This is a genomic window from Deltaproteobacteria bacterium (assembly GCA_019310525.1).
In the GTDB taxonomy this organism is placed as follows: domain Bacteria; phylum Desulfobacterota; class DSM-4660; order Desulfatiglandales; family HGW-15; genus JAFDEE01.
On the sequence record JAFDEE010000013.1, the window covers coordinates 15,480 to 38,324 of the forward strand.

The 22,845-nt window shown below is 55.7% G+C and carries 27 protein-coding genes; all 27 read left to right on the plus strand.

Features of this window, described 5'->3' with window-relative positions:
* Positions 1–42: 42 nt before the first annotated feature.
* The 27 genes from JRF57_03615 to flgN all read left to right on the plus strand — a co-directional run bounded on the left by JRF57_03615 (position 43) and on the right by flgN (position 22,845).
* A complete protein-coding gene (locus tag JRF57_03615) occupies positions 43–1,461 on the plus strand; it encodes a flagellar hook protein FlgE (protein ID MBW2302783.1) in 1,419 nt (472 codons plus the stop codon).
* Between the two features lie 432 nt (positions 1,462–1,893).
* On the plus strand, positions 1,894–2,658 hold the full coding sequence (locus tag JRF57_03620) for a flagellar motor protein (protein MBW2302784.1): 765 nt from the start codon (positions 1,894–1,896) through the stop codon (positions 2,656–2,658).
* Positions 2,659–2,724: 66 nt separating this feature from the next.
* Positions 2,725–3,255 carry a flagellar basal body-associated FliL family protein gene (locus tag JRF57_03625; protein ID MBW2302785.1) on the plus strand — a complete coding sequence of 177 codons (531 nt, stop codon included), beginning with the start codon at positions 2,725–2,727 and terminating at the stop codon, positions 3,253–3,255.
* Between the two features lie 68 nt (positions 3,256–3,323).
* Positions 3,324–4,343, plus strand: a complete 1,020-nt coding sequence (gene fliM / locus JRF57_03630) for a flagellar motor switch protein FliM (protein ID MBW2302786.1) — start codon at positions 3,324–3,326, stop codon at positions 4,341–4,343.
* Positions 4,344–4,408: 65 nt separating this feature from the next.
* Positions 4,409–4,798, plus strand: a complete 390-nt coding sequence (gene fliN, locus JRF57_03635) for a flagellar motor switch protein FliN (GenBank protein ID MBW2302787.1) — start codon at positions 4,409–4,411, stop codon at positions 4,796–4,798.
* A gap of 51 nt (positions 4,799–4,849) precedes the next feature.
* Positions 4,850–5,236, plus strand: coding sequence for a flagellar biosynthetic protein FliO (locus JRF57_03640; protein ID MBW2302788.1), 387 nt, complete (start codon positions 4,850–4,852; stop codon positions 5,234–5,236).
* Between the two features lie 4 nt (positions 5,237–5,240).
* Positions 5,241–6,011 carry a flagellar type III secretion system pore protein FliP gene (gene fliP, locus JRF57_03645; protein MBW2302789.1) on the plus strand — a complete coding sequence of 257 codons (771 nt, stop codon included), beginning with the start codon at positions 5,241–5,243 and terminating at the stop codon, positions 6,009–6,011.
* Between the two features lie 12 nt (positions 6,012–6,023).
* Complete coding sequence (gene fliQ / locus JRF57_03650) at positions 6,024–6,293, plus strand: flagellar biosynthesis protein FliQ (protein ID MBW2302790.1); 270 nt, start codon at positions 6,024–6,026, stop codon at positions 6,291–6,293.
* Positions 6,294–6,309: 16 nt separating this feature from the next.
* Entirely contained in the window at positions 6,310–7,083 is a 774-nt protein-coding gene (fliR, locus tag JRF57_03655; protein ID MBW2302791.1) for a flagellar type III secretion system protein FliR, read from the plus strand.
* 12 nt (positions 7,084–7,095) lie between these two features.
* Positions 7,096–8,166 carry a flagellar biosynthesis protein FlhB gene (gene flhB / locus JRF57_03660; protein ID MBW2302792.1) on the plus strand — a complete coding sequence of 357 codons (1,071 nt, stop codon included), beginning with the start codon at positions 7,096–7,098 and terminating at the stop codon, positions 8,164–8,166.
* A gap of 8 nt (positions 8,167–8,174) precedes the next feature.
* Complete coding sequence (gene flhA, locus JRF57_03665) at positions 8,175–10,265, plus strand: flagellar biosynthesis protein FlhA (GenBank protein MBW2302793.1); 2,091 nt, start codon at positions 8,175–8,177, stop codon at positions 10,263–10,265.
* Positions 10,262–11,407 (plus strand): flagellar biosynthesis protein FlhF, encoded by a 1,146-nt coding sequence (gene flhF, locus JRF57_03670; GenBank protein ID MBW2302794.1) that lies wholly within the window; start codon positions 10,262–10,264, stop codon positions 11,405–11,407. The genes flhA and flhF overlap by 4 nt, the downstream gene beginning before the upstream one ends.
* Complete coding sequence (locus JRF57_03675; GenBank protein ID MBW2302795.1) at positions 11,385–12,293, plus strand: MinD/ParA family protein; 909 nt, start codon at positions 11,385–11,387, stop codon at positions 12,291–12,293. The genes flhF and JRF57_03675 overlap by 23 nt, the downstream gene beginning before the upstream one ends.
* Positions 12,294–12,322: 29 nt before the next feature.
* Positions 12,323–13,108 carry a FliA/WhiG family RNA polymerase sigma factor gene (locus JRF57_03680; GenBank protein ID MBW2302796.1) on the plus strand — a complete coding sequence of 262 codons (786 nt, stop codon included), beginning with the start codon at positions 12,323–12,325 and terminating at the stop codon, positions 13,106–13,108.
* Between the two features lie 30 nt (positions 13,109–13,138).
* Positions 13,139–13,726 carry a hypothetical protein gene (locus JRF57_03685; protein MBW2302797.1) on the plus strand — a complete coding sequence of 196 codons (588 nt, stop codon included), beginning with the start codon at positions 13,139–13,141 and terminating at the stop codon, positions 13,724–13,726.
* Positions 13,727–13,769: 43 nt separating this feature from the next.
* Positions 13,770–14,051, plus strand: a complete 282-nt coding sequence (locus JRF57_03690; protein MBW2302798.1) for a hypothetical protein — start codon at positions 13,770–13,772, stop codon at positions 14,049–14,051.
* A gap of 13 nt (positions 14,052–14,064) precedes the next feature.
* On the plus strand, positions 14,065–14,535 hold the full coding sequence (locus JRF57_03695; protein ID MBW2302799.1) for a hypothetical protein: 471 nt from the start codon (positions 14,065–14,067) through the stop codon (positions 14,533–14,535).
* A 201-nt stretch (positions 14,536–14,736) separates the two neighbouring features.
* Positions 14,737–15,822, plus strand: coding sequence for a flagellar hook-length control protein FliK (locus JRF57_03700; GenBank protein ID MBW2302800.1), 1,086 nt, complete (start codon positions 14,737–14,739; stop codon positions 15,820–15,822).
* Positions 15,823–15,883: 61 nt separating this feature from the next.
* Positions 15,884–16,162 carry an EscU/YscU/HrcU family type III secretion system export apparatus switch protein gene (locus JRF57_03705; protein ID MBW2302801.1) on the plus strand — a complete coding sequence of 93 codons (279 nt, stop codon included), beginning with the start codon at positions 15,884–15,886 and terminating at the stop codon, positions 16,160–16,162.
* Positions 16,155–16,577 carry a hypothetical protein gene (locus tag JRF57_03710; protein MBW2302802.1) on the plus strand — a complete coding sequence of 141 codons (423 nt, stop codon included), beginning with the start codon at positions 16,155–16,157 and terminating at the stop codon, positions 16,575–16,577. The genes JRF57_03705 and JRF57_03710 overlap by 8 nt, the downstream gene beginning before the upstream one ends.
* A gap of 363 nt (positions 16,578–16,940) precedes the next feature.
* The gene (gene flgF, locus JRF57_03715; GenBank protein MBW2302803.1) at positions 16,941–17,681 is read left to right on the plus strand and encodes a flagellar basal-body rod protein FlgF; all 741 of its coding nucleotides are present in this window, start codon (positions 16,941–16,943) and stop codon (positions 17,679–17,681) included.
* A gap of 51 nt (positions 17,682–17,732) precedes the next feature.
* Positions 17,733–18,518 (plus strand): flagellar basal-body rod protein FlgG, encoded by a 786-nt coding sequence (gene flgG / locus JRF57_03720; protein ID MBW2302804.1) that lies wholly within the window; start codon positions 17,733–17,735, stop codon positions 18,516–18,518.
* Entirely contained in the window at positions 18,518–19,537 is a 1,020-nt protein-coding gene (gene flgA, locus JRF57_03725) for a flagellar basal body P-ring formation protein FlgA (GenBank protein MBW2302805.1), read from the plus strand. Before flgG ends, flgA begins: the two co-directional genes overlap by 1 nt.
* A gap of 88 nt (positions 19,538–19,625) precedes the next feature.
* Positions 19,626–20,357, plus strand: coding sequence for a flagellar basal body L-ring protein FlgH (locus JRF57_03730; protein ID MBW2302806.1), 732 nt, complete (start codon positions 19,626–19,628; stop codon positions 20,355–20,357).
* A gap of 17 nt (positions 20,358–20,374) precedes the next feature.
* On the plus strand, positions 20,375–21,493 hold the full coding sequence (locus tag JRF57_03735; protein MBW2302807.1) for a flagellar basal body P-ring protein FlgI: 1,119 nt from the start codon (positions 20,375–20,377) through the stop codon (positions 21,491–21,493).
* Positions 21,494–21,570: 77 nt separating this feature from the next.
* Positions 21,571–22,347 carry a peptidoglycan DD-metalloendopeptidase family protein gene (locus JRF57_03740; GenBank protein ID MBW2302808.1) on the plus strand — a complete coding sequence of 259 codons (777 nt, stop codon included), beginning with the start codon at positions 21,571–21,573 and terminating at the stop codon, positions 22,345–22,347.
* 45 nt (positions 22,348–22,392) lie between these two features.
* On the plus strand, positions 22,393–22,845 hold the full coding sequence (gene flgN, locus JRF57_03745; GenBank protein ID MBW2302809.1) for a flagellar export chaperone FlgN: 453 nt from the start codon (positions 22,393–22,395) through the stop codon (positions 22,843–22,845).

The window sequence follows — 22,845 nt, forward strand, 5'->3', positions numbered from 1 at the left end:
GCGGATCATTTAGTATATTTCAATGACAGGAGGAAAAAGAGAATGGCACTATCCAGCGCACTTTTCTCGGGCATAAGCGGGTTGAACACCCTGGGAAATGCCATGCAGATCATCGGCGACAACATTGCCAACGTCAACACCATCGGCTTCAAGGGGGCCACCTTTACATTCCAGGACCTCCTGAGCCAGGCCACGGCGACCATGTCCGGGACTTCCCAGGTGGGCCGGGGTGTCGGCCTCGGAGACATATATTCCTCCTTTGAGCAAGGCTCATTCGAGACCACCGGGAACACCACGGACCTGGCCATCGGGGGACAGGGGTTTTTCGTGGTGAGGGAAAGTGACACGGAAAACCTGTTTTATACCCGGGCGGGAAATTTCCGGTTCGACCGGAACGGGTACCTGGTAAACCCGGAAGGATACGTGGTCCAGGGCTGGGAGCTGGACGACAACGGTGAGGACGTAGGGTCGGTTACGGATATCCGCCTCGACTCCTTTACCTCCTCTCCCGTGGCGACCTCAAGGATCACCATTGTGACAAATCTCGACTCGGATGCCTCCAGCAACTGCGCGGATCTTTCTCTCGCCTGGGACGGGAATAACTCTTCCGGCACCTATATGGATGAATCCAACTACGAGTACCAGAGCACAGTGAAGGTCTATGATTCCCTGGGCGGCACCCACGACCTGACCGTTTATTATGATCCCACTTCAACCTCCGGGGTGTGGGAGTACATCATTGTGTGTAATCCCGATGAGGACGAGAGGGGCGGTTCGGATTCAGACTGTAACGGGCTCCTGGCCAAAGGGGAGATCACCTTCAGCACCAGCGAGGGTAAAGTAACCAACATTACCATGTACTTGAACGACGGCGACGGGAGGGCTGCCGGGAATTGGACTGCTGCGAGCATCGACAGCCACGGTTATTACTATTTTCAACCCAATTTCGGGACGGGCACCCAGGACATCGAGTTCGATATCGGGACCCGGGATTCCACCGGGGGTGGGTCAGGCGGTCCCACCTGGGTCAATGATTCCCTTACCACCACCCAGTTCGCACGCGCTTCCACCACCACATTCCAGTCTGCCAACGGTTACGGCGCCGGGGACCTGCAGGGTGTGGACGTGGACGTTGACGGGGTGATCACCGGCGTCTACTCCAACGGCGAGATCATTCCCCTCTTCAGGGTGGCCCTCGCCAAGTTCCAGAACATTAACGGGCTCCTGAAAGAGGGCGGAAACCTTTACAGGGAGACCCGGGAGAGCGGGGATGCCATCACCAACCGGCCCGGAACCAACGGCCTGGGGAGCATCGCCCCCAACTCCCTGGAGCAGTCAAACGTGGACATTGCAAACGAGTTCGTCAAGATGATCACCACCCAGCGTGGATTCCAGGCCAACGGTAAGATCATCACGGTAACGGACGCAATGCTGGCTGAATTGATCAACCTCAAGCGGTAATTTGATTCGCGGGGGGGCGCCCCAGGACGCCCCCCCGCGTTTTATCAGGTTTGTTTATTGGCAGGTACTTGGAAGGCCCAATCGGTCTTCTCCTAAGGGGCTTGGGTTTAGTCTCCGGGAAAGGGGACCCCGTGACCCGCCATACAATCCACCGACTCTCCCACCGTCAATCCTTTGACTATCCGGCCTTCTATGCCCTTCATTCGAAACCACGGCAAGGGATCATGTGGCGTCTGGCAAGGCTATCTACTTGAAATACCGTTAAAATCCCTTCAAACCATGTCTTCCCTTCCCCACCTGTCCGGATCTGGCACAGAGGTTGCTTTAAATAACAGGCGTTAAGCCTTGAAGGCGCTCGGATACCCATCACTTCCGATCCCGATGGGTGCCGAGGGATCCGGAATCCTTCATATATCGGAGAGTCGAGCCTGCATGGATATAGCAACCCTAGTCGGAATCGTTTTGGCCTTCAGTCTGGTGCTGACCGCCATCATGATGGGAGGGAGCATCGCCCTTTTCATAAACATCCCCTCCATAATGATCGTTATCGGCGGCACCCTGGGAGCCACCATGATCAATTACCCGCTGCCTGACATCATGAAGGTGTTCAAGGTGGTGAAAAACGCCTTTTTCATGAAATCCTACACGGCCAAGGAATTGATCTCCAATTTCGTCAGCCTGGCGGGAACAGCCCGGAGGGAAGGGATCCTGGCCCTGGAATCGGCCATCAACGATATCGACGACGAATTCATGAAAAAGGGACTCCAGTTGTCCGTGGACGGGCTGGAGCCCTCCTCCATCCGGGACATCCTGAACACGGAGATCCAGTCCATCCAGGACCGTCACAAGCTTGGGGCCGAGATTTTCACCACCCTTGGGACATTCGCTCCGGCCCTCGGAATGATCGGAACCCTGATCGGGCTGGTCCAGATGCTCCAGACCATGAACGACCCGGCCACGATCGGGCCGGCCATGGCCGTGGCCCTGCTCACCACCTTTTACGGGGCCCTGCTGGCCAATATTTTATGTCTTCCCGTGGCGGGAAAACTAAGAAACAAGAGCAGTGACGAGGTGATGATCAAAGAGCTGATTACCGAGGGAATAGTCTCCATTGCAAAGGGGGACAACCCCAGGATCCTGGAACAGAAACTGAACGCATATCTCCCGCCCCAGTTGAGGGAAAGCTCCTTCAATTAGCCGGGGGTAGTAATGTGGGACGCATTATGGCCCCATTAAATCGGGAAAGAGGAGAGTAAAGAATCCATGGCTGAGAAAGAAGAAAAGGACAGGACGGAAGAATCACCGGAAGGGGGTGGGGAAGAGACCCAGAAGAAGGGTCTCCCCCTCAAGTTGATCATCATCGTGGGTCTGCTTGTGCTCCTTCTGGCCGGAGGAGCAATCGCCTGGAAGGGAGGGATGCTTGATCGATTCACGGGAGGGGCGGAAAAGGCCGCCGAAACGAAGAAGGTCGTGGAAGCGGGGAAGAGCGATATCGGGCCCATCTATTCCTTGGATACCTTCATCGTCAACCTGGTGGATCCCCAGGGAAAAAAGTACCTGAAAGTGAAAATGGAGTTGGAACTGAGTTCCGAGGAGTTGAGAATGGAGGTGGAGAAAAGACTCCCCCAGTTCAAGGACACCATTATCACACTGCTGAGCAGCAAGACCTACGAGGACGTCAGCTCACTGGAGGGAAAACTCCAGTTGCGGGCCGAACTGATGGCCATGCTCAACCAGTACCTGACCTCCGGGTCGATAGTGAATATCTACTTTACCGAATTTATCGTTCAATAGGAGATCCGGCCCGGAGGACCCTGAAAGAAACCGAAAAAACGGGTGAATTGCAGGAGAGGTGAAGTACTTTGAACAAACTGCTTTCCCAGGACGAGGTCGATGCACTCCTGAAGGGGTTGGATGCCGGCGATATAGAGACCGAGCAGGATACCGAAGAACCCGATGAGGAATTCGAAACCTTTGATTGGACCGCACAGGGGAAACAGATCAAGACCAGGTTCCCCCTGCTGGAAGTAGTCCACGGGCGATTCTGCCAGAAATTCAGGGGAACCCTCTCGAGTGCGCTTCGAAAAATGGTCGACGTCACCAACAACCCCATCGGTACCATCCGTTACAGCGATTTCCAGCGTTCCCTTCCGGTGCCCACCAGTATGCACCTCTTCAAGATGGAGCCCTTGAGGGGAACGGGGATTCTTGTCATTGAAAGCAGGCTCGTCTTTGCGCTGATCGAGGCCTTCTTCGGCGGATCAGGGACCGGATCCACCAAGATCGAGGGCAGGGATTTCACACCCATTGAGAAGCGGATGATCGAGAAGGTGGTCCAGATGGCCCTGGTGAACCTCACGGAATCCTGGGAGGACGTTTATCCCATCAAGACGGAATTCATCCGCTCGGAGAGCAATCCCCTGGTCGTCAATGTGGTACCAGGGGAGGAACTTCTCATCCTGGCCAAATTCGAGGTGGAGCTCAACAAGCCTCTTGGCAACATCACCATGTGCGTGCCGGTTTCCACCTTTCAGCCGATCCGCCAGAAGCTCTCAGGAGGATACCGTGACGAGGACTACAAGGTGGACTCTGAATGGTTAAACACGCTGAGGGAACAGGTGGAGGAAACGGAAGTGGAATTGTCGGTTTTCCTGGGACGCACGGAACTGGCCGTCAGGGATCTCATCAACATGAGGGAAGGAGACATCATCATCCTTGACAACGAGTTTCGAAAACCCCTCATGGCCACCGTAGAGGGAGTCCCGAAATTCAACGGGTATGCGGGGAGATGGAAGAACCGAAAGGTCTTCAAGGTGGAGCATCCGATTCTCTGGGAACCCAGGGAATCGGTGGTATGGCCCGAGGAGGCGAAAAGAGAGTGATCCGGTGATAGAGCCGGATGAGAAGGAAACCATGAAGACAAACAAAGGACGATGGGGGGACACTCATGTCCGAGGAAGAAAAAGAACGGAAAGTTGAGGAGACTCAAGAAACAATGAAGGAGGAGACGGCTCAGGCGGAGGCCAGGGAGGTCACCTTTGCCGATATCGAACCGGGATTGGAAGGGGGAAACGGATCCCAGAGCATGGATTTCCTTCTGGATATCCCCTTGGAGATCAGTGTCCAACTCGGGAAGACAAAGATCACCGTGGGCGATTTGCTCAAATTGAATCAGGGCTCGGTCGTCGAACTCAACAAGATGACGAACCAGCCCCTTGAGATTTATGTAAACAACAAGCTGATGGGAGAGGGAGAGGTCGTGGTGGTCAATGAGAAATTCGGCATCCGCCTGATGAACATCATCAGCCCCGGCGAGAGGGTCCGGGGTCTGGCGTGAGAGGTAGAAAGCCCGCTTCCACCGGTCCGGGAGTGGGAGAGAGGAGGTAACTTGGCCACGGATTTCGGCGGCGCGGCCCTGAAGATGGTAGGATCCCTGATCCTGGTCCTGGGGCTGATTCTGCTTTTCTCTTATTGGTTGAAGCGGTTGCGCACGGGCGGATTATGGTCGTCCAGGAACATGCCGTCCTTGCGGCTGCTGGGCATCCTGAGCCTGGCTCCCAAAAGGGCCTTGGCCCTGGTCGAGGTCTGTGGCCACTGGTATGTCCTGGGGTTGGGAACGGAAAACGTGACCTTGATTTCGGAAATTGAACCCTCACAGGACCTGATGAATGGGCCGGGAGGCGGAATCACCCCACAAAAAGGGGAGGGATTCCAGGCCGTTCTCCGTAATGCCGGTTTGTTGCGGGGAAAGGAAACGGAAACCGGTGGAAAATAGGGTCATGGGATGCACCAAGAAGAAAGGAAGGTTTTTGGCGCTCGGAGTGATCGTGGTGCTTCTGGGCCTGGCCGCCCCCTTGGGGGCCCAAGAACTGCCCATGCTGCCCACCGTGTCCATCGGCGTGGCCCAGGCGGACAAACCCGAGCAGGTCTCAGTGCTTCTCCAGATCCTGTTCCTCCTGACCGTCCTCTCCTTGGCTCCGGCCATTCTGGTCATGATGACTTCCTTTACCCGCCTGGCGGTGGTCTTTTCCCTGGTACGGCACGCCCTGGGAACCCAGCAGATGCCTCCCAACCAGATTATCGTGGGTTTGGCCCTTCTGCTGACCTTTTTCATCATGACCCCGGTGTATAACCAGATCAACAGGGAGGCCCTTCAGCCTTACCTGGCCGAGGAAATATCCCAGGAGGAGGCCCTGCACAAGGCCCTCGAACCCATCCGGAGCTTCATGTTCAAACAGACCCGGAAAAAGGATCTGGCCCTGTTCATGAATATCTCCCACAGAAATAAACCAAAAGATCTGGAAGAGATTCCCACAACGGTGCTTATTTCCTCCTTTGTGGTCAGTGAGCTTAAAACCGCTTTCCAGATCGGGTTTTTGATCTACATCCCCTTTCTCGTGATCGACATGGTGGTCGCAAGCGTCCTCCTGTCCATGGGGATGATGATGCTGCCCCCCTTCATGGTCTCCCTGCCCTTCAAACTGATGCTTTTCGTACTCATCGACGGATGGTACCTGCTGGTGGGATCCATGGTGAAGAGCTTTTCGTGAGGTTCCAAGAAGATGACGCCTGAATTTGTAGTCAGCCTGGGTAAAGAGGCTATTCAACTGGCCCTGATGCTCTCAGCCCCGCTCCTGGGGGTGGGGCTGATCGTAGGGTTGATCATCGCCATTTTACAGGCGACCACCCAGGTCCAGGAGATGACCCTCACCTTCGTACCCAAGATCGTAGCCGTACTGTTGACCCTCCTTGCCGCGACGCCCTGGATGCTCGGCAAGATGTCCCACTTTGCCAGTCAACTGATCATCAGCATTCCCAGTGTGATCCGGTAAGCCATGGAAGCGAGCCATGCCCTTTCCCCTTGAAAGCATAGAGCAGATTCAAGGTTTTTTCTGGATCCTCGTGCGGGTGAGTATCCTTGTGGCCATGCTTCCGTTTTTCGGCGCGAAGGGGTTACCGATGCTCTGGAAGGCCGGGCTCTCTGTCGTCCTGGCCGTGGTACTTATCCCGGTTGTGCCCCCCCCGGGCCCCCTGCCCTCGACCCTGCCCGAGTTGGTCCTGGGGCTGATCTCCGAGGCCCTACTGGGGTTCATTCTGGCCTTCGTGGCCCGACTGGTTTTCGCCGCGATCCAGTTGGCCGGTCAATTCATGGCCTTTCAGATGGGCTTTGCCATGGCCCGGGTGATGGATCCGGTGACCGGGGTCCAGAGCACCACCCTGTCCCAATTCCTGTATCTGTTCGCCATTCTCATCTTTTTTTCCATCAACGGCCACCACATCTTTATAAGGGCATTGGCCGAGTCCTTTCAGATGATTCCACCGAACGGTTTCCATGCAGATCCCAGGGTTTGGGAGATCGTGATTCGTGCAAGCGCCAAGATGTTCCTGGTGGCCCTGAAGATCGCCGCTCCAATCATAATCGCCCTGTTCCTCTCCAACCTGTGCCTTGGGATCGTGGCCAAGACCGTCCCCCAGGTGAATATCCTCATGATCGGCTTTCCCGTAAACATCGGCCTTGGACTCATCTTTTTCGGGTTGACCATCGGTATTCTTCCTCCTTTCCTGGAGGCTGTATTCGCGAGCATGGGAAGAATCCTTTTTCAACTTCTCCGGCTCATGTAGGAGGAAAGGACGGTGGCCGACCAGAATTTCCAGGATAAGACCGAACCGGCAACCCCAAAGCGCCGGGAAGAGGCCCGCAAAAAGGGCGAGGTGGCGAAAAGCCGGGAGTTGGCCTCCATCGCGGTCCTGGGGGCGGGGGTTCTCTATCTCTATTTTGGGACCCGCTCCCTTACCCTCAACATGGGGCACATCATTGAGCGGACTTTCCAGGGGATTGCAGGCGGGATATATACTGACCAGGGCCTGGTGGATTTCGCCACCCGGTCCCTGAAGGATTTCCTCTGGCTGGTGCTCCCGCTGATGCTGGCCCTGAGTGTGGTGGCCCTGGCGGTGAACCTGGCCCAAACAGGGTTCCTGTGGACTGTCGAGCCCTTGGCGCCGAAAGCGTCAAAAATAGATCCTGTCAAAGGATTGACGCAAATCTTCAGCAAACGTTCCTTGGTGGAACTCGGCAAGTCACTCTTCAAGATCCTGATCGTGGGATGGGCCGCTTTTTCAACCCTGAAAGAGGAGTTTTCACATCTCCTCCCCCTCCTTTACGAAGACAAGATCCAGATCCTCACCGCCCTGGGCAGCGCCAGCCTGAAGGTCACCGTTCGATGCTGTTGGGTCATCGCGATCCTGGCCATCCTGGACTATCTTTATCAGAGATGGGAATTCGAACAAAAGCTTAAGATGACCAAGCAGGAAGTAAAGGAGGAGTTTAAGCAGACGGAAGGGGATCCCCAGATAAAGGCCAAGATACGGGCGGCCCAGCGGGAGATGGCCAGAAGGAGGATGATGGAAGAGGTTCCCAAGGCCGACGTGGTCATCACCAACCCCACCCACCTGGCCGTAGCCCTGAGGTATGAAGAAGGGAAGATGACCGCACCGGCTGTGGTGGCCAAGGGGGCCAACAGGATTGCTCACCGGATCCGGGAAGTGGCCGAGGAGAACGGGGTCCCGGTCGTGGAGAACAAACCCCTGGCACAGAACTTGTATAAATTAGAGTTGGGCGAGGAAATTCCATCGGAATTTTACCAGGCTGTGGCGGAGATCCTTGCCTACGTATATAGCCTGAAAAAACGAAAGACAGGGACCTGAACGGAACAATGATGGACGCAGTCAAGATCCCATGGCGGCAATTGGCCTTAGGCGCCAATATCGATATAGGAATATCCCTGGGCGTGGTGGGGATCCTCATGGTGATGATTATCCCATTACCGACGTCCATGTTGGACATCCTGCTGGCGTTCAACATCACCCTGAGCGTCATGATCCTCCTGCTCACCATCTATTCCGCCCGTCCCCTGGATTTTTCCGTGTTTCCGACCCTGTTGCTGGTAACGACCCTGTTCCGGCTCTCCCTCAATATCGCCTCGACCCGGCTCATACTCCTCAACGGCCATGCCGGGCCCTCGGCGGCCGGGAAGATCATCAAGAGTTTCGGATCCTTTGTCGTGGGCGGGAACCCGACCGTCGGCCTGGTGGTCTTTGTCATCCTGGTGGTCATCAATTTCGTGGTCATTACCAAGGGTTCCGGACGTATCGCCGAGGTGGCGGCCCGGTTCACCCTGGACGCCATGCCGGGAAAACAGATGAGCATCGACGCGGATCTCAATGCAGGCCTTATAGACGAGGATGAGGCCAGGGCCCGGAGAGCGGAGATCTCGAAAGAGGCGGAGTTTTACGGGGCGATGGACGGCGCCAGCAAATTCGTCCGTGGAGACGCCATTGCCGGAATCCTCATCACCATCGTGAACATCATCGGGGGCCTGGTTATCGGCGTGCTCCAGAAAGGCCTCGATGTTTCCACCGCTGTGCAGAATTATACCCTTCTCACCATCGGTGACGGTCTGGTGTCCCAAATCCCGGCTCTGGTCATCTCTACGGGAGCAGGTATTCTGGTAAGCCGCGCGGCCTCTGAAGGCAACATGGGGTCCGACCTGGCCCACCAGTTCGGGGTCCAACCCAGGGCCCTCAAGATCGCCTCGGCGGTAATCTTTCTTTTCGCCTTGGCCCCCGGCATGCCGGCCGTCCCCTTCATGATACTCTCCGGAGTGCTCTATTTCGTCTCCAGGACCCTTACGGCCAAAGAGGAAGAAGCGCCGGAAGAAACAGAGGCTCCGGCCGAGGAGGGGAGCGGGGAATTCGGCCCCGAAGAGGTGGAACGTCTCCTGCCCCTGGATGTCCTGGAACTGGAGATCGGTTACGGACTGATCCCCTTGGTGGACAACAAGAAGCCGGGCAATCTCCTGGACCGCATTCGGTCCCTGAGGCGGCAGTTCGCCCTCGAGCTGGGGCTGATCATGCCCTCCCTTCATATCCGGGACAACCTGGAATTGAAACCCAATGAATATGCCATCTGCATCCGCGGGAACCAGGTGGCCCGCGGAGAGCTGGTCATGGATCACGTCCTGGCCATCGATCCGGGAGACGTAAAGGTCAAGGTGGAAGGGATTCCCACCAAGGATCCGGCCTTCGGCCTCAAGGCCCTGTGGCTGCCTTCTGAGAAAAAGTCGGACGCCGAACTGGCCGGTTATACCGTCGTGGACCTTCCGAGTGTGCTCACCACCCACCTCTCGGAGATCGTGCGGCAGTATGGATATGAGTTCCTGGGAAGGCAGGAGGTCCAGCGACTCCTGGATAACCTTTCCAAGACCCATCCAAAGGTGGTGGAGGAACTGGTACCCTCACTGCTCAGCCTGGGAGGTGTCCAGAAGATTCTGCAGAACCTCGTTCGGGAACAGGTGTCGATACGGGATCTGCTGACGATCCTCGAGACCCTCGCTGATTACGCACCAATGACCAAGGATACCGATCTCCTGACGGAGTATGTGCGCCAGCGACTGGCACGGACCCTGACCAAACCTTACGTGGATGCCGACAACGTACTCAAGGTCCTCTCAGTCTCCATGGACCTGGAGGAGGTTGTGGCGGGAGGGATCAACCAGACGGAGTACGGCTCCTACCTCGCCCTGGAGCCGAATCAGGCCCAGGCCATCACGGCGAATATCAAGGAGGCCCTGGCAAGGGCGGCGACCGTGGCGGAACAACCCGTGCTCCTGTGTTCCACCACCATCAGAAGACATCTGAAGAAACTCTGTGAGCGGTTTCAGATCGCGGCCGTTGTTTTGTCCCACAATGAAATCCCCAGCGGCTTGGAGGTTCAATCTATCGGGGAAGTGAGTCTTAAGCGATGAACATCAAGAAATTCGTTGCCGAAACAGCCCAGGAAGCCCTTCAAATGGTCAAGAGGGAGATGGGGCCCGAGGCGGTGATCCTGAAGACCCGGACCCTCAGGGTCAAAGGGGGTAAAAAGAAGATCGAGGTCACCGCGGCCATCGATTACGAATCCGGTAATTTAAACGATTCCCCGTCCGAGACCCTGAGAATGGAAGAATTCCTGGAGCGATGGAAGGCCCTGGAAGCCCAGATAAGGGAAATCAAGACCGCTATTGTCTGCGGTCAGGCGGAGAGGCATTTGCCCCCTGAGATCTACTTCAATAACATGTTGCGTCACCGGTTCATGAATTACAAGAGTTTCGGCCTTAATTGGCAGGTCATTCAGGAGCTTATGAACGGCGGAGAGAACCGGCGGTTGGGCGCCGACATGTCTACTTCCCATATTCTCAAGGATTCCCTTGCAAACGTGCTTTCCAAGATCCAGACCGGAACGGGAAGAAGAGAGGGGCGCGGGGCCCGGATCTTCTCTTTCATCGGGCCTACGGGGGTTGGAAAGACAACAACTCTGGCAAAACTCGCGGCCCTCGGCGCCGTGAAGCAGGGGAAAAAGACCGCTTTGATCACCCTGGACACCTTCCGGATCGCCGCCGTGGATCAGCTTCAGAGCTATGCCAGAATCATGGGGATCCCCCTGGAAGTAGCCGTGAGCAGACCGGAATTGCAGGAGGCCGTTCACAAGCACAGGGATTGCGACCTGATTTTCATCGATACGGTCGGCAGAAGCCCCAACCACGGACAGGCCATAGAGGAGTTGAGGGATATCCTGGATATACCCGAGTACATCCATGGTTATCTGGTGTTGAGCGCGACGGAGCAGTACGGGAACCTTCTTCACACGGACCGCAGTTTCGCGGCCCTTCCATTCAAGAGTTACATCTTTACGAAACTGGACGAGACCCAGGATACTTCCCCCATGATCAATTTTCTCATCACCCGCGGAAAACCCGTGTCCTACTTCACCGCGGGCCAGCAAGTGCCGGAGGATATCGAGGTTGCGACGAAGAGAAAGCTGGCGTCCCTTATTTTGGCCAGCATGCGGGATTCGACCGGGAATTACAGTTATGAGGTGAGCAGACATGGATCAAGCAACTGGACTTAGGGGTATTTTGAAAGAAGGCGGTAAGCCGTACGGAAGCCCCGACGTGTCCGCTGATGTTTTGCAGAAAGACAATTCAACAAAGCATACGGTAAGGGTTATATCGGTCACGAGCGGCAAAGGAGGGGTGGGAAAGACCAACGTTGTCGCCAACCTGGCCCTTGCACTGAGGAAACTGGGCAAGAGAGTCCTCGTGTTGGACGCTGACCTGGGCCTGGCCAATATGGACGTGTTGCTGGGTCTCAACCCGCGTTACACCATCCACCATGTTCTCAAGGGCGAGAAAAGGCTGGAAGAGGTCATGATCGCGGTGCCCAGCGGCTTCAAATTGCTTCCCGCGGCGTCCGGAATCCAGGAGCTTACGGACCTTGATCCGAGCCAGCGGCTGTTTCTGTTGAACGAATTCGACGCGCTCCAGGAGCACTTCGACGTTTTTCTGATCGATACCGGCGCAGGTATATCGGCCAACGTCATGTACTTCAATTTTGCCGCCATGGAGAAGGTGGTGATCGTCACCAATGAGCCTACGTCCCTCACGGACGCATATGCCCTTATCAAGGTCCTTACCAACCAGTACTCTCAGAAGCGGTTCAAAGTGCTCGTAAACGCTGCGAGGAACCGCAGCGAAGCAGAACGGATTTACAGGCACCTGAGCTTGGTGGTGGATCAGTTCCTGGGATCCCCCTCCCTGGACTACTTGGGATGGATTCCGTTTGACAAGCAGGTATCGGTGGCCGTCAGACAACAACAAATGGTGCTTCAAAAGTATCCCAATACCCCCGCCAGCAAGAGTATCATGGAATTGGCTGAAAGGCTGATGGAATCCGAGGACGGAACTGATTTGGAGGGGGATATTAAGTTTTTCTGGCAAAAACTCCTTGGTTCATGAAAACGGTAGAACCCAGCAGGGATAAGTTTATGTCTCCTTATGCAGCAAGTAAATTAAAAAAATACCACCAGATCACCTGTTCGGGGCAGGTGTGCAAGGATATTTCGGAACGGGATAAACTCATTCTCGAGTACGCGCCGCTGGTCAACACCATCGCAAACCGGATGGGACTCAGACTCCCCCCCCAGGTCAGTAAGGATGATCTGCTGAGCGCTGGAATAATGGGACTACTCGATGCCATAGAAAAATTCGACGCCAAGAAGGGGGTTGAGTTCAAGTCCTATGCTGAATTCAGGATTCGGGGGGCCATGCTGGACGAACTGCGCTCCATGGATTGGGTCCCACGCTCGGTCAGAAGAAACGCAAAGAGGCTCCAGGAGGCCTATGCCAAGGTAGAGGGCGAAAAGATGAGGCCGGCCGAGGACGAGGAGGTGGCCCGGGAACTCGGTATAGATCTGGATGCCTTTTACAAGATGCTGGAAGAAGTCCGGGGTGTGGCCATCATCAGCAAAGACGAGCTTGGTCACTATCTTCCCCATGATGCGGAGGATTCGGCCTGGCCCATGAATCAGTTCAGGGCCGGGCAAGGACCTCTCGATTCCCTTAAGCTTTCAGAGATCCGGGATGTTATCGCAAAGGCCATAGAAAAATTACCTAAGAACGAGAAGACGGTCGTAGCGCTTTATTACTATGAAGAGCTGACCATGAAAGAGATCGGCAAGATCATGGGGTACACGGAATCGAGGGTTTCCCAGCTTCACACCAAGGCGGTCATGAGGCTCAGGGTCAGCCTGAAATCCTACTTCGAGGAGTAAGGAAGAGCGATTCGAAGGGACGATAAGGACATGAGCGAAGACGATAAAAAGGATAAGCCCATTCCCGGGGAAGATGACGAAACGGGGGACATAAGTGAACGCGGCGAAACCCGGGGAGAGACACCGGAGGACAAGTCGAGACCCGGAAGATTGAAAAGGTGGACTTCATCACTGAGGAGGAGGCCTTGGATAACGGTGGGGGTCGCTACTTTCCTTTTTCTCGGTGTGGGCTTGGGTGTCACTGTTACCCAGGGAAAGAGGATAATCCCCGGCGAAACGATCCGAGCGGCGGTGTCCCCGCACCTGAAGGACCCGGGCAAGGATTACTACGAAGAAAAATTGAGACCTCTACTGCTTCCCTTGCCTTCAGGTTCGGAGAATCAGGCTGTGCTGATAAAGTTTTCGGTCATCTGGGACGGGTTGGCATCTTTTCGTTACCGGGCACTTGAACTCCAGATCCGAAACCGACTTTACACACACATGAAAAGCCTTGTAGCCCGAGAACAGGACCCACAGGACAAAACCCCGCTTCTTGAAGCTGAGATGAGCAGGATCCTGAGGGAATCCCTGGGAACAGGAGACTTGGCGATCAAGATCAAAGAGGTCAAGGGGATATAGGGTCCCCGCGGCAAGACTTCCCGGCTGACAAGGAGGACATCCTATGAGTTTCACGGGAACCGGTGGGCCGAAGGCCGTCTTGCCCGTCGCTGAGAGGATTTGGGCGGTACAGAAGAAGGGGAAGACCGATGAGAGGCGCCGGAGGAAGAACGGAAGAGAAGAATATGAGAAACGGGGCAAGGACGGGGAAGACCAGAAGGAACGCCACAGGGATACACCCCATAAAGGGGAAGAGAGTAAGGTTGAACAGGTGGAAGAGGATGTCGGATACGGTGCGGCCAAACCGAAGAAACGCACGAGTGGAAAAGTCGATCTGGTAATTTGAGAGACCTTTGTTTATGGAAACCCAAGTCTGGTTCGTCCTGCAGATTGTCCTTGATCTGGTCATGGTGGTGCTGCTGCTGTGGTTTTTGAAATTCCAGTCCAAGCGAAGGATATCGTGGCGGGAACAGGAGGCCCTCATCAATCGTTCCGAATCCATCCTGTCGGAGATGAAGGAGATATCCAGAGCACTCGAAGAAAACCTCGAAGAGAAGAGGATCTTGAGCAAACGGATACTGGAACGGCTCGATCAAGGACTCAAGCGGGCGGAGGAGAGCTGCAAGCAGATCACGGAACTTCTTCCCAAGACCGGGAGTGGAATTTCGGGGAATTCGGGTTCGCTCGAAATGGGGAGAAGGGAAAGAGATTCCATCCGTTCGCTCCTGAAAAGGGGGCTTTCCAAGGAGGAAATTGCGCGTCATCTGGGTATCTCCGTCGGGGAAATCGAGTTGATGCTCAAGCTCGACCCGGAAAGGACTGAATCTTAAGGCTCTCTCCCATCTCCTTTCACCTTTCCCGCACACCCCACCGGTCATTCGGCTGAAGATTTGATAAGTCAACCTTCCTCATTTATGCTCTCCGGTTTCTTCCGCTCTGTCGGGAGAAGGATCGTTTCGGAACGCCCATAGGATCCAGGGGAGGAAGGGGCTGGGGCCTGGTGAAGTGGAATAGGTGGAGAATCCTCGGTGATGTTTCGGGAAATAACGAAAGCAAATAACCTGCTGAGTGGGTTCAAGTCCGGGAAAGGTCACAGGGGAGCGCCTTTCAGGGCCGGAGAGATATTTACGGGAAGGGTGATAAAAGGATTACGGGGAGGGGAATTTCTTGTGTCGGCCCGTGGGAACCGCTTCCGTGCCCACGCGCGCATCGCACTGGCCGAAGGGAGGAGTTACAGGTTCCAGGTAAGGTGCGCTGGACCCAGGGTCGAGTTGAAGGTGGTGACCCCTGGACCTGACAGGCCCTTAAACCTCCTATCGGGAAGAATAAGTGGCGGGGCTAGCCGGGAAAGACTGCCTGCTCTCCTCAGGGAGATCGTTGCGGCCCGGGACTGGAAGGGCATCTCGCCTTCCCTTAGGGAAGGTCTGCTGGAATTGAACCGCCTCTTAGCTTCCGTGATCTTCAAAGGATCCGGGAACGTCGGGGTTTCGTGGTTTGCGGAGTACCTTTTCAGGAGCGGGCTTTTTTGGGAGGGAAAGGTGGCCCGCCTACTCCTGGAGGGCCGGAAGATTGATCGAAACAAGTTGCTTCAAGGTGACCTGAAGGGCATTCTTCTGCGCCTGGAAAAGGATCTGAACGTGCTCGAGGGATGGAGCAAAGAGACAAAAGATCTTGCCCTCAAAATAAGAGAGGCCTTGCGGTTCATAGAACAGGATCAGTTTTTGAATCTTGCCTCCATAAAGGAGGCGGGTGGATGGTTTCTCTTCCTTCCCATAATGGGGGAGCGGGACTTCCATGGGGGCGAGTTGCTCGTTAAGGAACCGAAAGGAGAGGATGGAATCATCCGGTTTCATCTTTCCCTTGAGTTCAGTGAATTGGGTCCCATGGAAGTTTCGGTCTCGATCCTGGGAGGCATCCTGGACGCCCGGATCCTGGCAGCGGACGAGCGACGCCTTAAGATCCTCCAGGATAACCTTTCATTGCTGGAAAAGGGCCTGAGGAAAAAGGGATTGCAGCCGGGAACCCTGTCTTGCGGGATCCGGGGGGAAGAAGATGCGGGCAGGGTTTCAACGGAGCAGACTCGCGGGTCGACTCCGGGCGTGGACCTATCGGTATGAACAGAGCCTCGGGACTTTTTTGCTTATAGGGGGAGGGAAAATCGTCCAAGGGGGATTTCAGATGTCCCGGAAGGAGCGAAAGAAGGCCGTCGCCCTCAAGTATGATGCCGTTAAGGACAATGCTCCCAAGGTGACGGCCAAGGGCGGGGGACTCATTGCAGAACGTATCATTGAACTGGCCGGGCAGGCGGGGATTCCCATCCGGGAAGACCCGGATTTGGTGGGTGCCCTCATGGAATTGGATTTACTGGATGAGATTCCTCCCGAACTTTACCAGGCCGTGGCCGAGATCCTGGCCTTCGCCTATCGTCTCAACCGCAGGATGAAAGAGGGTGGCTAGAGAAGTCCGGTTCCTGGAATTTTCCGCACTTTGCCGTGAGGCTCGTTTTTGCAGAGCCGTCAGAGGCCTTAAAAAAGCCGATATCAGGGGGTATGCCGCCATGGCGAGAAGAATTGCTGTTACGATTCTTTGTCTTTCTTTTTTCATGCTCATTCCTTCATCCCTGTGTGCGGGCCTGAGTGCATTCCAATTCAAGATCATCAAGATCGCCTTTATGAACGGGTATGTAAGGGCACTCAGGACGGACGACCGATCCCTCCGGATCCTGAGAGAGAACCGGGACATCATGGAGCGGGTGGTGAAGGCGGAGGCCGAAAAATACATGGCCGAAGTTTCAGCCATGAACCAGACGAACCCCGCTTCCGGACCTTCTCCCTTTTCAGGGGAGACTTTCAAAGGAACCTCCGATTGGTAGCCGATCCGTTCCGACTTTTTTCGGTATCTTCAGGGATATCGATCGAAATCGTGTACATCCATAAAAAGGCTTGCGGGAATGGCGGGAACCCCAGAACCCTTGGCCTCTAAAGCTGTCAACTTCAGCCGATAGTAGTTTGTTTCTAGGTAATATTTTCCCTCTCCTCCGGAAAGGAATGCAGACCCTTTTTGAAAGGCAGGGATCCAGGAGTTTTCATTAGGTTGGAAGAAGCCTGAAATTCATGAAAAAACAATGGGTTAGGTTTCCTGCCTGTCCTGAAGGACTTTATGGGGAATGTGGTATGGGAATTGCTAATTGATAAAGTGAACCCTATCCGGGAAACCATGAAGGAGAGAAGAAAACATGCTGAAAGGAATGCTTGAGGCGGCGAGGGGTTGTGTCAAGGAGGAGCTCAGGATGGATGTCATCTCCAATAACCTGGCAAACTCCACTGTGATCGGTTTCAAGAAAGATGTGATCTCCTTTCAGGATCTCCTGGAACAGGCCGGGGGGGGAACAGGGAGTATCGTATCCGGGGAAGCGACCATAAGGGAGGCCCTGGTCCGGGTCAAGACCGACCTGAGTCAGGGGGATCTTCGTTTTACAAATAATCCCCTGGATTTCGCTGTATTCGGTGAGGGCTTTTTCAAGGTCATGACGCCTGAAGGCGTTCGCTATACACGGAAGGGTGATTTCAGGCTGGATGAAAACCGCTTCCTGGTCACACAACAGGGATACAAGGTGCTGGGGGAAGGCGGACCTATCGAGGTCCCTGATGGGGATTTTTCCGTGGACGGGCAAGGAGTCATCAAGTTGAACGGATCCGAACAGGGCCGTATAGCCCTCGCCCGCTTCGAGGGTCCCTCCGCCCTGATAAAGGAAGGGTTGGGTCTGTACAGGAAGACCGATAAGGCCGTCGAGTTGCCTCCACCCCCTGAAACCCAGGTCAGACAGGGATACCTCGAACTTTCCAACGTCAACGTAGCCAAAGAGATGGTGAACATGATCCATTGCCTGCGGGCCTTCGAGAGTTACCAGAAGGCCATTCAGGTTCTGGATGGAATCAACAACCGGGTTATCAACGAAGTAAGCCGGGTCAGATAGGGATCCGCGCAGGACTCAGGAAACACCAAGAAAAAGAAGGGAGGATATGACGTGATACGATGCCTATGGACAGCGGCCTCGGGAATGGCGGCGCAGCGCCTCCACATGGACGTGATCGCCAACAACCTGGCCAATGTGAACACGGCCGGGTTCAAGAAGAGCCGTGCGGATTTCGTCGATCTCCTCTACCAGACCCTCCGCTCCCCGGGTGCGGCGACCGCCTCGGGCGGCGAGGTGCCCACGGGAATCCAGGTCGGAATGGGGACCAAACCTGTATCGGTTCAAAAGATCTTCTCCCAGGGGGATTACGTTCAGACCAAGAACCAGTTGGATATCGCCATTGAAGGAAAAGGATTTTTCAAGATTCTGAGCAATGGGGAGGAACTGTACATGAGGTCCGGGGCCTTCAAGATGGACAGTGAGGGTTACATCGTGACCTCGGAGGGGGATCGCCTCCAGCCTGAGTTTGCTATCCCGGCGGAGACGGTGACCTTCACCATCGGCCCGGGCGGAAAGATGGAAGCCCTCGCGGGAGACGGCAAGACGGTGCTGGCATCCGGGCAGTTGACCCTTTACTCCTTCCCCAATCCCGCCGGCCTGTTGAGTGTCGGGGGGAACAAGCTGCGTCCTACCGCCTCATCCGGAGATCCCGTCGAGGGGAATCCGGGGGTTGACGGAATGGGCACCGTGGCCCAGGGGTACCTGGAGATGTCCAACGTGGACGTGGTGGAGGAGATGGTGAACATGATCGCAGGACAAAGGGCATACGAGATCGCCTCCAAGTCCATCAAGGCGGCCGACGAAATGATGCAGATGGCCAATAACATCAAGAGGTAGTGGGTGAGAGGAAGGAGAAGATGATGGGGTTTATCCGATCGTTCAAGGCTATTCGAGGGGCTGGGCTTTTCTTGCTCCTGCTCCTGTTTGTGGGGTTAGGTATCTCTCCCCCGGCCTGGGCCCTGAAAATACGAATCAAGGGACAAGTTGCGGTACGGGGTGAAAAGGTGACCCTGGGGGACATCGCCTCCTTTGAGCCGGCGGACGATCCACGATGGAGGCAGCTTGGCAGGATCGAGATCGCCTCCGCCCCTGCTCCCAACGGCGAATGCATGCTCAGCAAGCGTTTCCTGGAATACAAGATCTATTCCGCCATCGGAAGGGACGGAGGAATCCGGTTGGAGATACCCGGCCCCGTCGTGATCAAGCGCAAGGGACGCCTGATCAGTGCGCAGAAGCTGGAGGAGATTTTCAAGACTTTTGTTCGGGATCATGCTCCATGGGCACCCGAGGAGATGACCATCGAGAGGATCAAGACCCCTGGAGACCTGAACCTGCCCTACGGCCGGATCCGTTGGGAGGTGAGGGAGAGAGGGAATCCGGACTACCTGGGAAATGTGTACTTGACGGTTGGTTTTTGGGTGGATGATAAGCGGGTCAGGAATGTGGCCCTTTCCGGGAGAATCCGGGTGGTTCGCAAGGTGGTCAAGGCGGCCAGGAGAATCCGAAAGGGGGAGAAGATTACTGAGGCCGACCTGGTCTTGGCAGAGGAGGCCCTTTCCAGCCGACGCGGAATGGCCCTCCTCCTTCGGCCCGGAGATATCCTGGGAAAGCAGGCGCGCAGGAATATCCCGGCCGGGCAGTGCATCACCGGGCAAATGATCGAGGATCCTCCTTTGGTGAAAAAGGGTGCAAGGGTGATGATCAAGGCTGAGAACGATTTCCTCCAGGTGACTACCATCGGGAAGGTGCTGGAGGATGGAAAGGCCGGAGACCGGGTGAAGGTTGTCAACTTGAGTAGCGGGAAGGAAATCGTGGCTATTGTGAAGGGGCCGGGACTGGTCCAGGTCTATTTTTAGGGCGAAAAAAAGCGTTGTCCCTCGGGTGGAAGACGAAGGTCCTCGAAGGTGAGGGGACGCCGCCCGGGCGGAAAAGGAGGAAGACAAGATGATGAAACAGGGGTTACGGCTCGTCGCAATACTTGGATTCCTGGGCCTTGCCGCCTGCGGCGGAATGCAGGTTCCAGGAGCGGGGAATCCCGTCGGGACGCAGCCTCCCATCTCTCCCGACCCCCGGGTGCTGAGCGGCCTTGAACAAAGGGGGCCTGTTAATATGGACGGCGGACTCTGGTCTGAGAACCGGCACCGGGGATTGTTCAATGACCTCAGGGCGCGGCAGGTAGGGGACCTTGTCACAGTGAACATAGTGGAGACCTCCAAGGCCTCGAAAAAGGCCACCACCAAGACCGGAAGGGAATCCAGTATCAATGCAGGGATCAGCAACCTCCTGGGCTACGAGTCCAGGCTCAGCAAGATCGGTGTGCCCGGGCAATTCAAGAACGACACCATGCTCAAGGCCTCGATGAAAAACGATTTCAGTGGATCGGGAGAAACGACCCGGGACGAGACCATGACGGCGTCCATCACGGCCCGGGTGATCCAGGTGCTTCCCAACGGGAACCTGGTCATCAAGGGGGTCAGGGAAATCCAGGTGAATAACGAGAACCAGGTGATAACCCTGACGGGAATCATTCGGCCTGAGGATATTTCCCCGGACAATACCGTGCTTTCAAGTTACATCGCCGATGCGCGGATCGCTTACTCGGGAAGGGGCCCTGTGACCGACAAACAGAAGCCGGGGTGGCTGCTGCGCATCGTGGATTCCGTATGGCCTTTCTAAGGGAGGAGCGGTTAGAGATGAGATCATTGATTCGGTTCAGCTCGGCATTGATCCTGGGTTTCGCATTCCTGTTGATGTTGGGGACTTCTCCTGCTTCCGCCGCAAGAATCAAGGACATCGCGTCTTTGAAAGGGGTCCGCTCCAACCAGTTGGTAGGGTATGGTCTCGTGGTCGGTCTCAACGGAACCGGAGACGGGTCTGGAACCAAATTTACGATCCAATCCCTCGTAAATATGATGGAGCGCCTTGGTATCCACGTCCTCGCCGACCAGGTCAAGGTGGCCAACGTGGCCGCGGTCATGGTGACCGCGGATCTGCCGCCGTTTTCCAGGGTCGGGAGCAGGATGGACGTGCTGGTTTCCTCTATCGGTGACGCGAAGAGCCTCCAGGGGGGTACTCTTCTGCTTACCCCCCTCAAAGGGGTGGACAACCGAATCTATGCTTTGGCCCAGGGCCCACTGATTGTCGGTGGTTTTTCGAGTTCCGGCCAGGCTGGAGGCGGGGTCCAGAAAAACCATCCAACGGTGGCGAGGATCCCTGACGGAGCCACTATTGAACGGGAAATACCTTTTGATTTCAATAGATTTGAAAATCTTACCATTGCTCTTCACCAGCCCGATTTCACAACGGCCCTGCGGGTTTCTGAGGCCATCAACCGCCAAATGAACGGGGAATGGGCCACGCCCGCAGACGCGGGCACCATCAGGGTACGGGTCCCTGACTCCTACCGGGGAAATCTCGTCGGCCTGGTGGCCTCTCTCGAGCAGTTGAATGTAGAGCCTGATATGAAGGCCAAGATCATTGTAGACGAGCGGACCGGAACCGTGATCATGGGCGAGGATGTCAGGATCTCCTCGGTGGCCATCGCCCATGGGAATCTCAGCGTCCAAATCAAGGAAGACAAGCGGGTGAGCCAGCCCACGCCCTTCTCAGCCGGTCAGACGGTGGTAACCGACCAGAGCCAGGTAAACGTTACGGAAGAGCAGAATCGATTGATCTTGATGCCGGGCGGTACCAGGCTCGGGGAACTGGTCAAGGCCCTGAACGCCATAGGGGTGTCTCCCAGGGATCTCATCGCCGTTTTCCAAGCCATCAAGGCAAGCGGGGCGCTTCAGGCCGAACTGGAGATCATGTAAGAAGTAAAGAGCGGAGGTTTTTCGGGGGGGTCCCCGGGAAGTCTCCCCCCCAAAGCTTGAGAGAGAAGAAGGAGAAGATGAAAGGACCAGCAGTAAATGACCTTGGAATCGCCCACCCCGGGATGAAAGGTGAGCAGGTGAAGACGGAAAGGGACCGGGCCCTCATGAAAGCCTGCCGGGAGTTCGAGTCCATCCTGACCTATCAACTGCTGAAGAGCATGCGGCGTACCGTTGAGAAATGTGAACTCTTTCACGGGGGCCAGGGCGAGGAAATCTATGAGTCCCTGCTGGACCAGGAACTTGCCAGGAATATCGCACAATCGGAATCCAACAGCCTTGCTTACCTCCTCTACCAACAGCTCAAGAGAAAGGACAGGGTGGACCTGGAAGCCGGAACCCCTCCTTCACCAATGCCTCTCCCCCTCCGAAACCGTTACGGAGAGATCCCATTGACGCCCCTTGAGACGGCCCGGGAATCCTCTGGATTCGGGTGGCGGAAGGACCCCTTCACCGGGGAGAGGAAGTTTCACTACGGGGTGGATCTCGCCGCCCGGGAAGGGACTATGGTGCGGGCCGCCCTCGGCGGAAAGGTTGTGGCCAGCGAATACCGCGAGGGATACGGGAACGTCGTGATCCTGGACCATGGAAAGGGGCTCAGGACCCTGTATGCCCACAACAAGGAAAACCTGGTGGAGGTCGGGGAATGGATTTCCAGGGGGTGCCCCGTGGCACGGGTAGGGTCCACGGGCCGAAGTACGGGACCACATCTGCACTTCGAGGTCAGACGGGAAGGAAAACCCCTGAACCCTGAAGCCTTCCTGAAAGAAGGGACCGCCAGGGTGGGCCGGGTTTAGGTTTTCAACCCCCATTGCCGATAATTGAAATGTGAGGGAATCATCATGGAATCATTGCAGCATGATGGGGATATTCAGGATCTGTATCGTAAAAAGGCCTCTTTGCTCCAGGGACTCCTTCAATGCCTGGAACAGGAGAGAGACCACCTGATCCATCTTAACGTTCCGAAACTTTGGGAGCTGCTGGAAGAAAAGCAGGAACTGATCAGGGCAATCGAGGAACTCAGGACCAGAATCCTGTCCCTTGAAGGGGATGAATCCCGGGGGAGAGGTCGGGCTCGGGCGCCCTTTCCTCTCCTTGCCCGGAAAATCGCCCGGCTCAAGGAAGAAATTGCGGCCAGGGCAAAGGAAAATGTCACCTTCATCCGCGATACCCTGGTCTTCTTCGATGAATTGATTTCCATTCTTCTCTCGGGCGGCAATGAAGAGCCAGCCTACCGCCGGGCGGTGAAAGGTCCCTCAGATTCCACCTCCGCCATTTATCACATGGAGGTTTGA

What these genes read in the sequence shown, in the direction of transcription:
- JRF57_03615 (MBW2302783.1), top strand. Translation starts at nt 43, where the DNA reads ATGGCACTATCCAGCGCACTTTTCTCGGGCATAAGCGGGTTGAACACC.
- JRF57_03620 (MBW2302784.1), top strand. Translation starts at nt 1,894, where the DNA reads ATGGATATAGCAACCCTAGTCGGAATCGTTTTGGCCTTCAGTCTGGTG.
- JRF57_03625 (MBW2302785.1), top strand. Translation starts at nt 2,725, where the DNA reads ATGGCTGAGAAAGAAGAAAAGGACAGGACGGAAGAATCACCGGAAGGG.
- fliN (MBW2302787.1), top strand. Translation starts at nt 4,409, where the DNA reads ATGTCCGAGGAAGAAAAAGAACGGAAAGTTGAGGAGACTCAAGAAACA.
- fliP (MBW2302789.1), top strand. Translation starts at nt 5,241, where the DNA reads ATGGGATGCACCAAGAAGAAAGGAAGGTTTTTGGCGCTCGGAGTGATC.
- fliQ (MBW2302790.1), top strand. Translation starts at nt 6,024, where the DNA reads ATGACGCCTGAATTTGTAGTCAGCCTGGGTAAAGAGGCTATTCAACTG.
- fliR (MBW2302791.1), top strand. Translation starts at nt 6,310, where the DNA reads ATGCCCTTTCCCCTTGAAAGCATAGAGCAGATTCAAGGTTTTTTCTGG.
- flhA (MBW2302793.1), top strand. Translation starts at nt 8,175, where the DNA reads ATGATGGACGCAGTCAAGATCCCATGGCGGCAATTGGCCTTAGGCGCC.
- flhF (MBW2302794.1), top strand. Translation starts at nt 10,262, where the DNA reads ATGAACATCAAGAAATTCGTTGCCGAAACAGCCCAGGAAGCCCTTCAA.
- JRF57_03675 (MBW2302795.1), top strand. Translation starts at nt 11,385, where the DNA reads ATGGATCAAGCAACTGGACTTAGGGGTATTTTGAAAGAAGGCGGTAAG.
- JRF57_03680 (MBW2302796.1), top strand. Translation starts at nt 12,323, where the DNA reads ATGTCTCCTTATGCAGCAAGTAAATTAAAAAAATACCACCAGATCACC.
- JRF57_03685 (MBW2302797.1), top strand. Translation starts at nt 13,139, where the DNA reads ATGAGCGAAGACGATAAAAAGGATAAGCCCATTCCCGGGGAAGATGAC.
- JRF57_03690 (MBW2302798.1), top strand. Translation starts at nt 13,770, where the DNA reads ATGAGTTTCACGGGAACCGGTGGGCCGAAGGCCGTCTTGCCCGTCGCT.
- JRF57_03695 (MBW2302799.1), top strand. Translation starts at nt 14,065, where the DNA reads ATGGAAACCCAAGTCTGGTTCGTCCTGCAGATTGTCCTTGATCTGGTC.
- JRF57_03700 (MBW2302800.1), top strand. Translation starts at nt 14,737, where the DNA reads ATGTTTCGGGAAATAACGAAAGCAAATAACCTGCTGAGTGGGTTCAAG.
- JRF57_03705 (MBW2302801.1), top strand. Translation starts at nt 15,884, where the DNA reads ATGTCCCGGAAGGAGCGAAAGAAGGCCGTCGCCCTCAAGTATGATGCC.
- flgF (MBW2302803.1), top strand. Translation starts at nt 16,941, where the DNA reads ATGCTGAAAGGAATGCTTGAGGCGGCGAGGGGTTGTGTCAAGGAGGAG.
- JRF57_03730 (MBW2302806.1), top strand. Translation starts at nt 19,626, where the DNA reads ATGATGAAACAGGGGTTACGGCTCGTCGCAATACTTGGATTCCTGGGC.
- JRF57_03735 (MBW2302807.1), top strand. Translation starts at nt 20,375, where the DNA reads ATGAGATCATTGATTCGGTTCAGCTCGGCATTGATCCTGGGTTTCGCA.
- JRF57_03740 (MBW2302808.1), top strand. Translation starts at nt 21,571, where the DNA reads ATGAAAGGACCAGCAGTAAATGACCTTGGAATCGCCCACCCCGGGATG.
- flgN (MBW2302809.1), top strand. Translation starts at nt 22,393, where the DNA reads ATGGAATCATTGCAGCATGATGGGGATATTCAGGATCTGTATCGTAAA.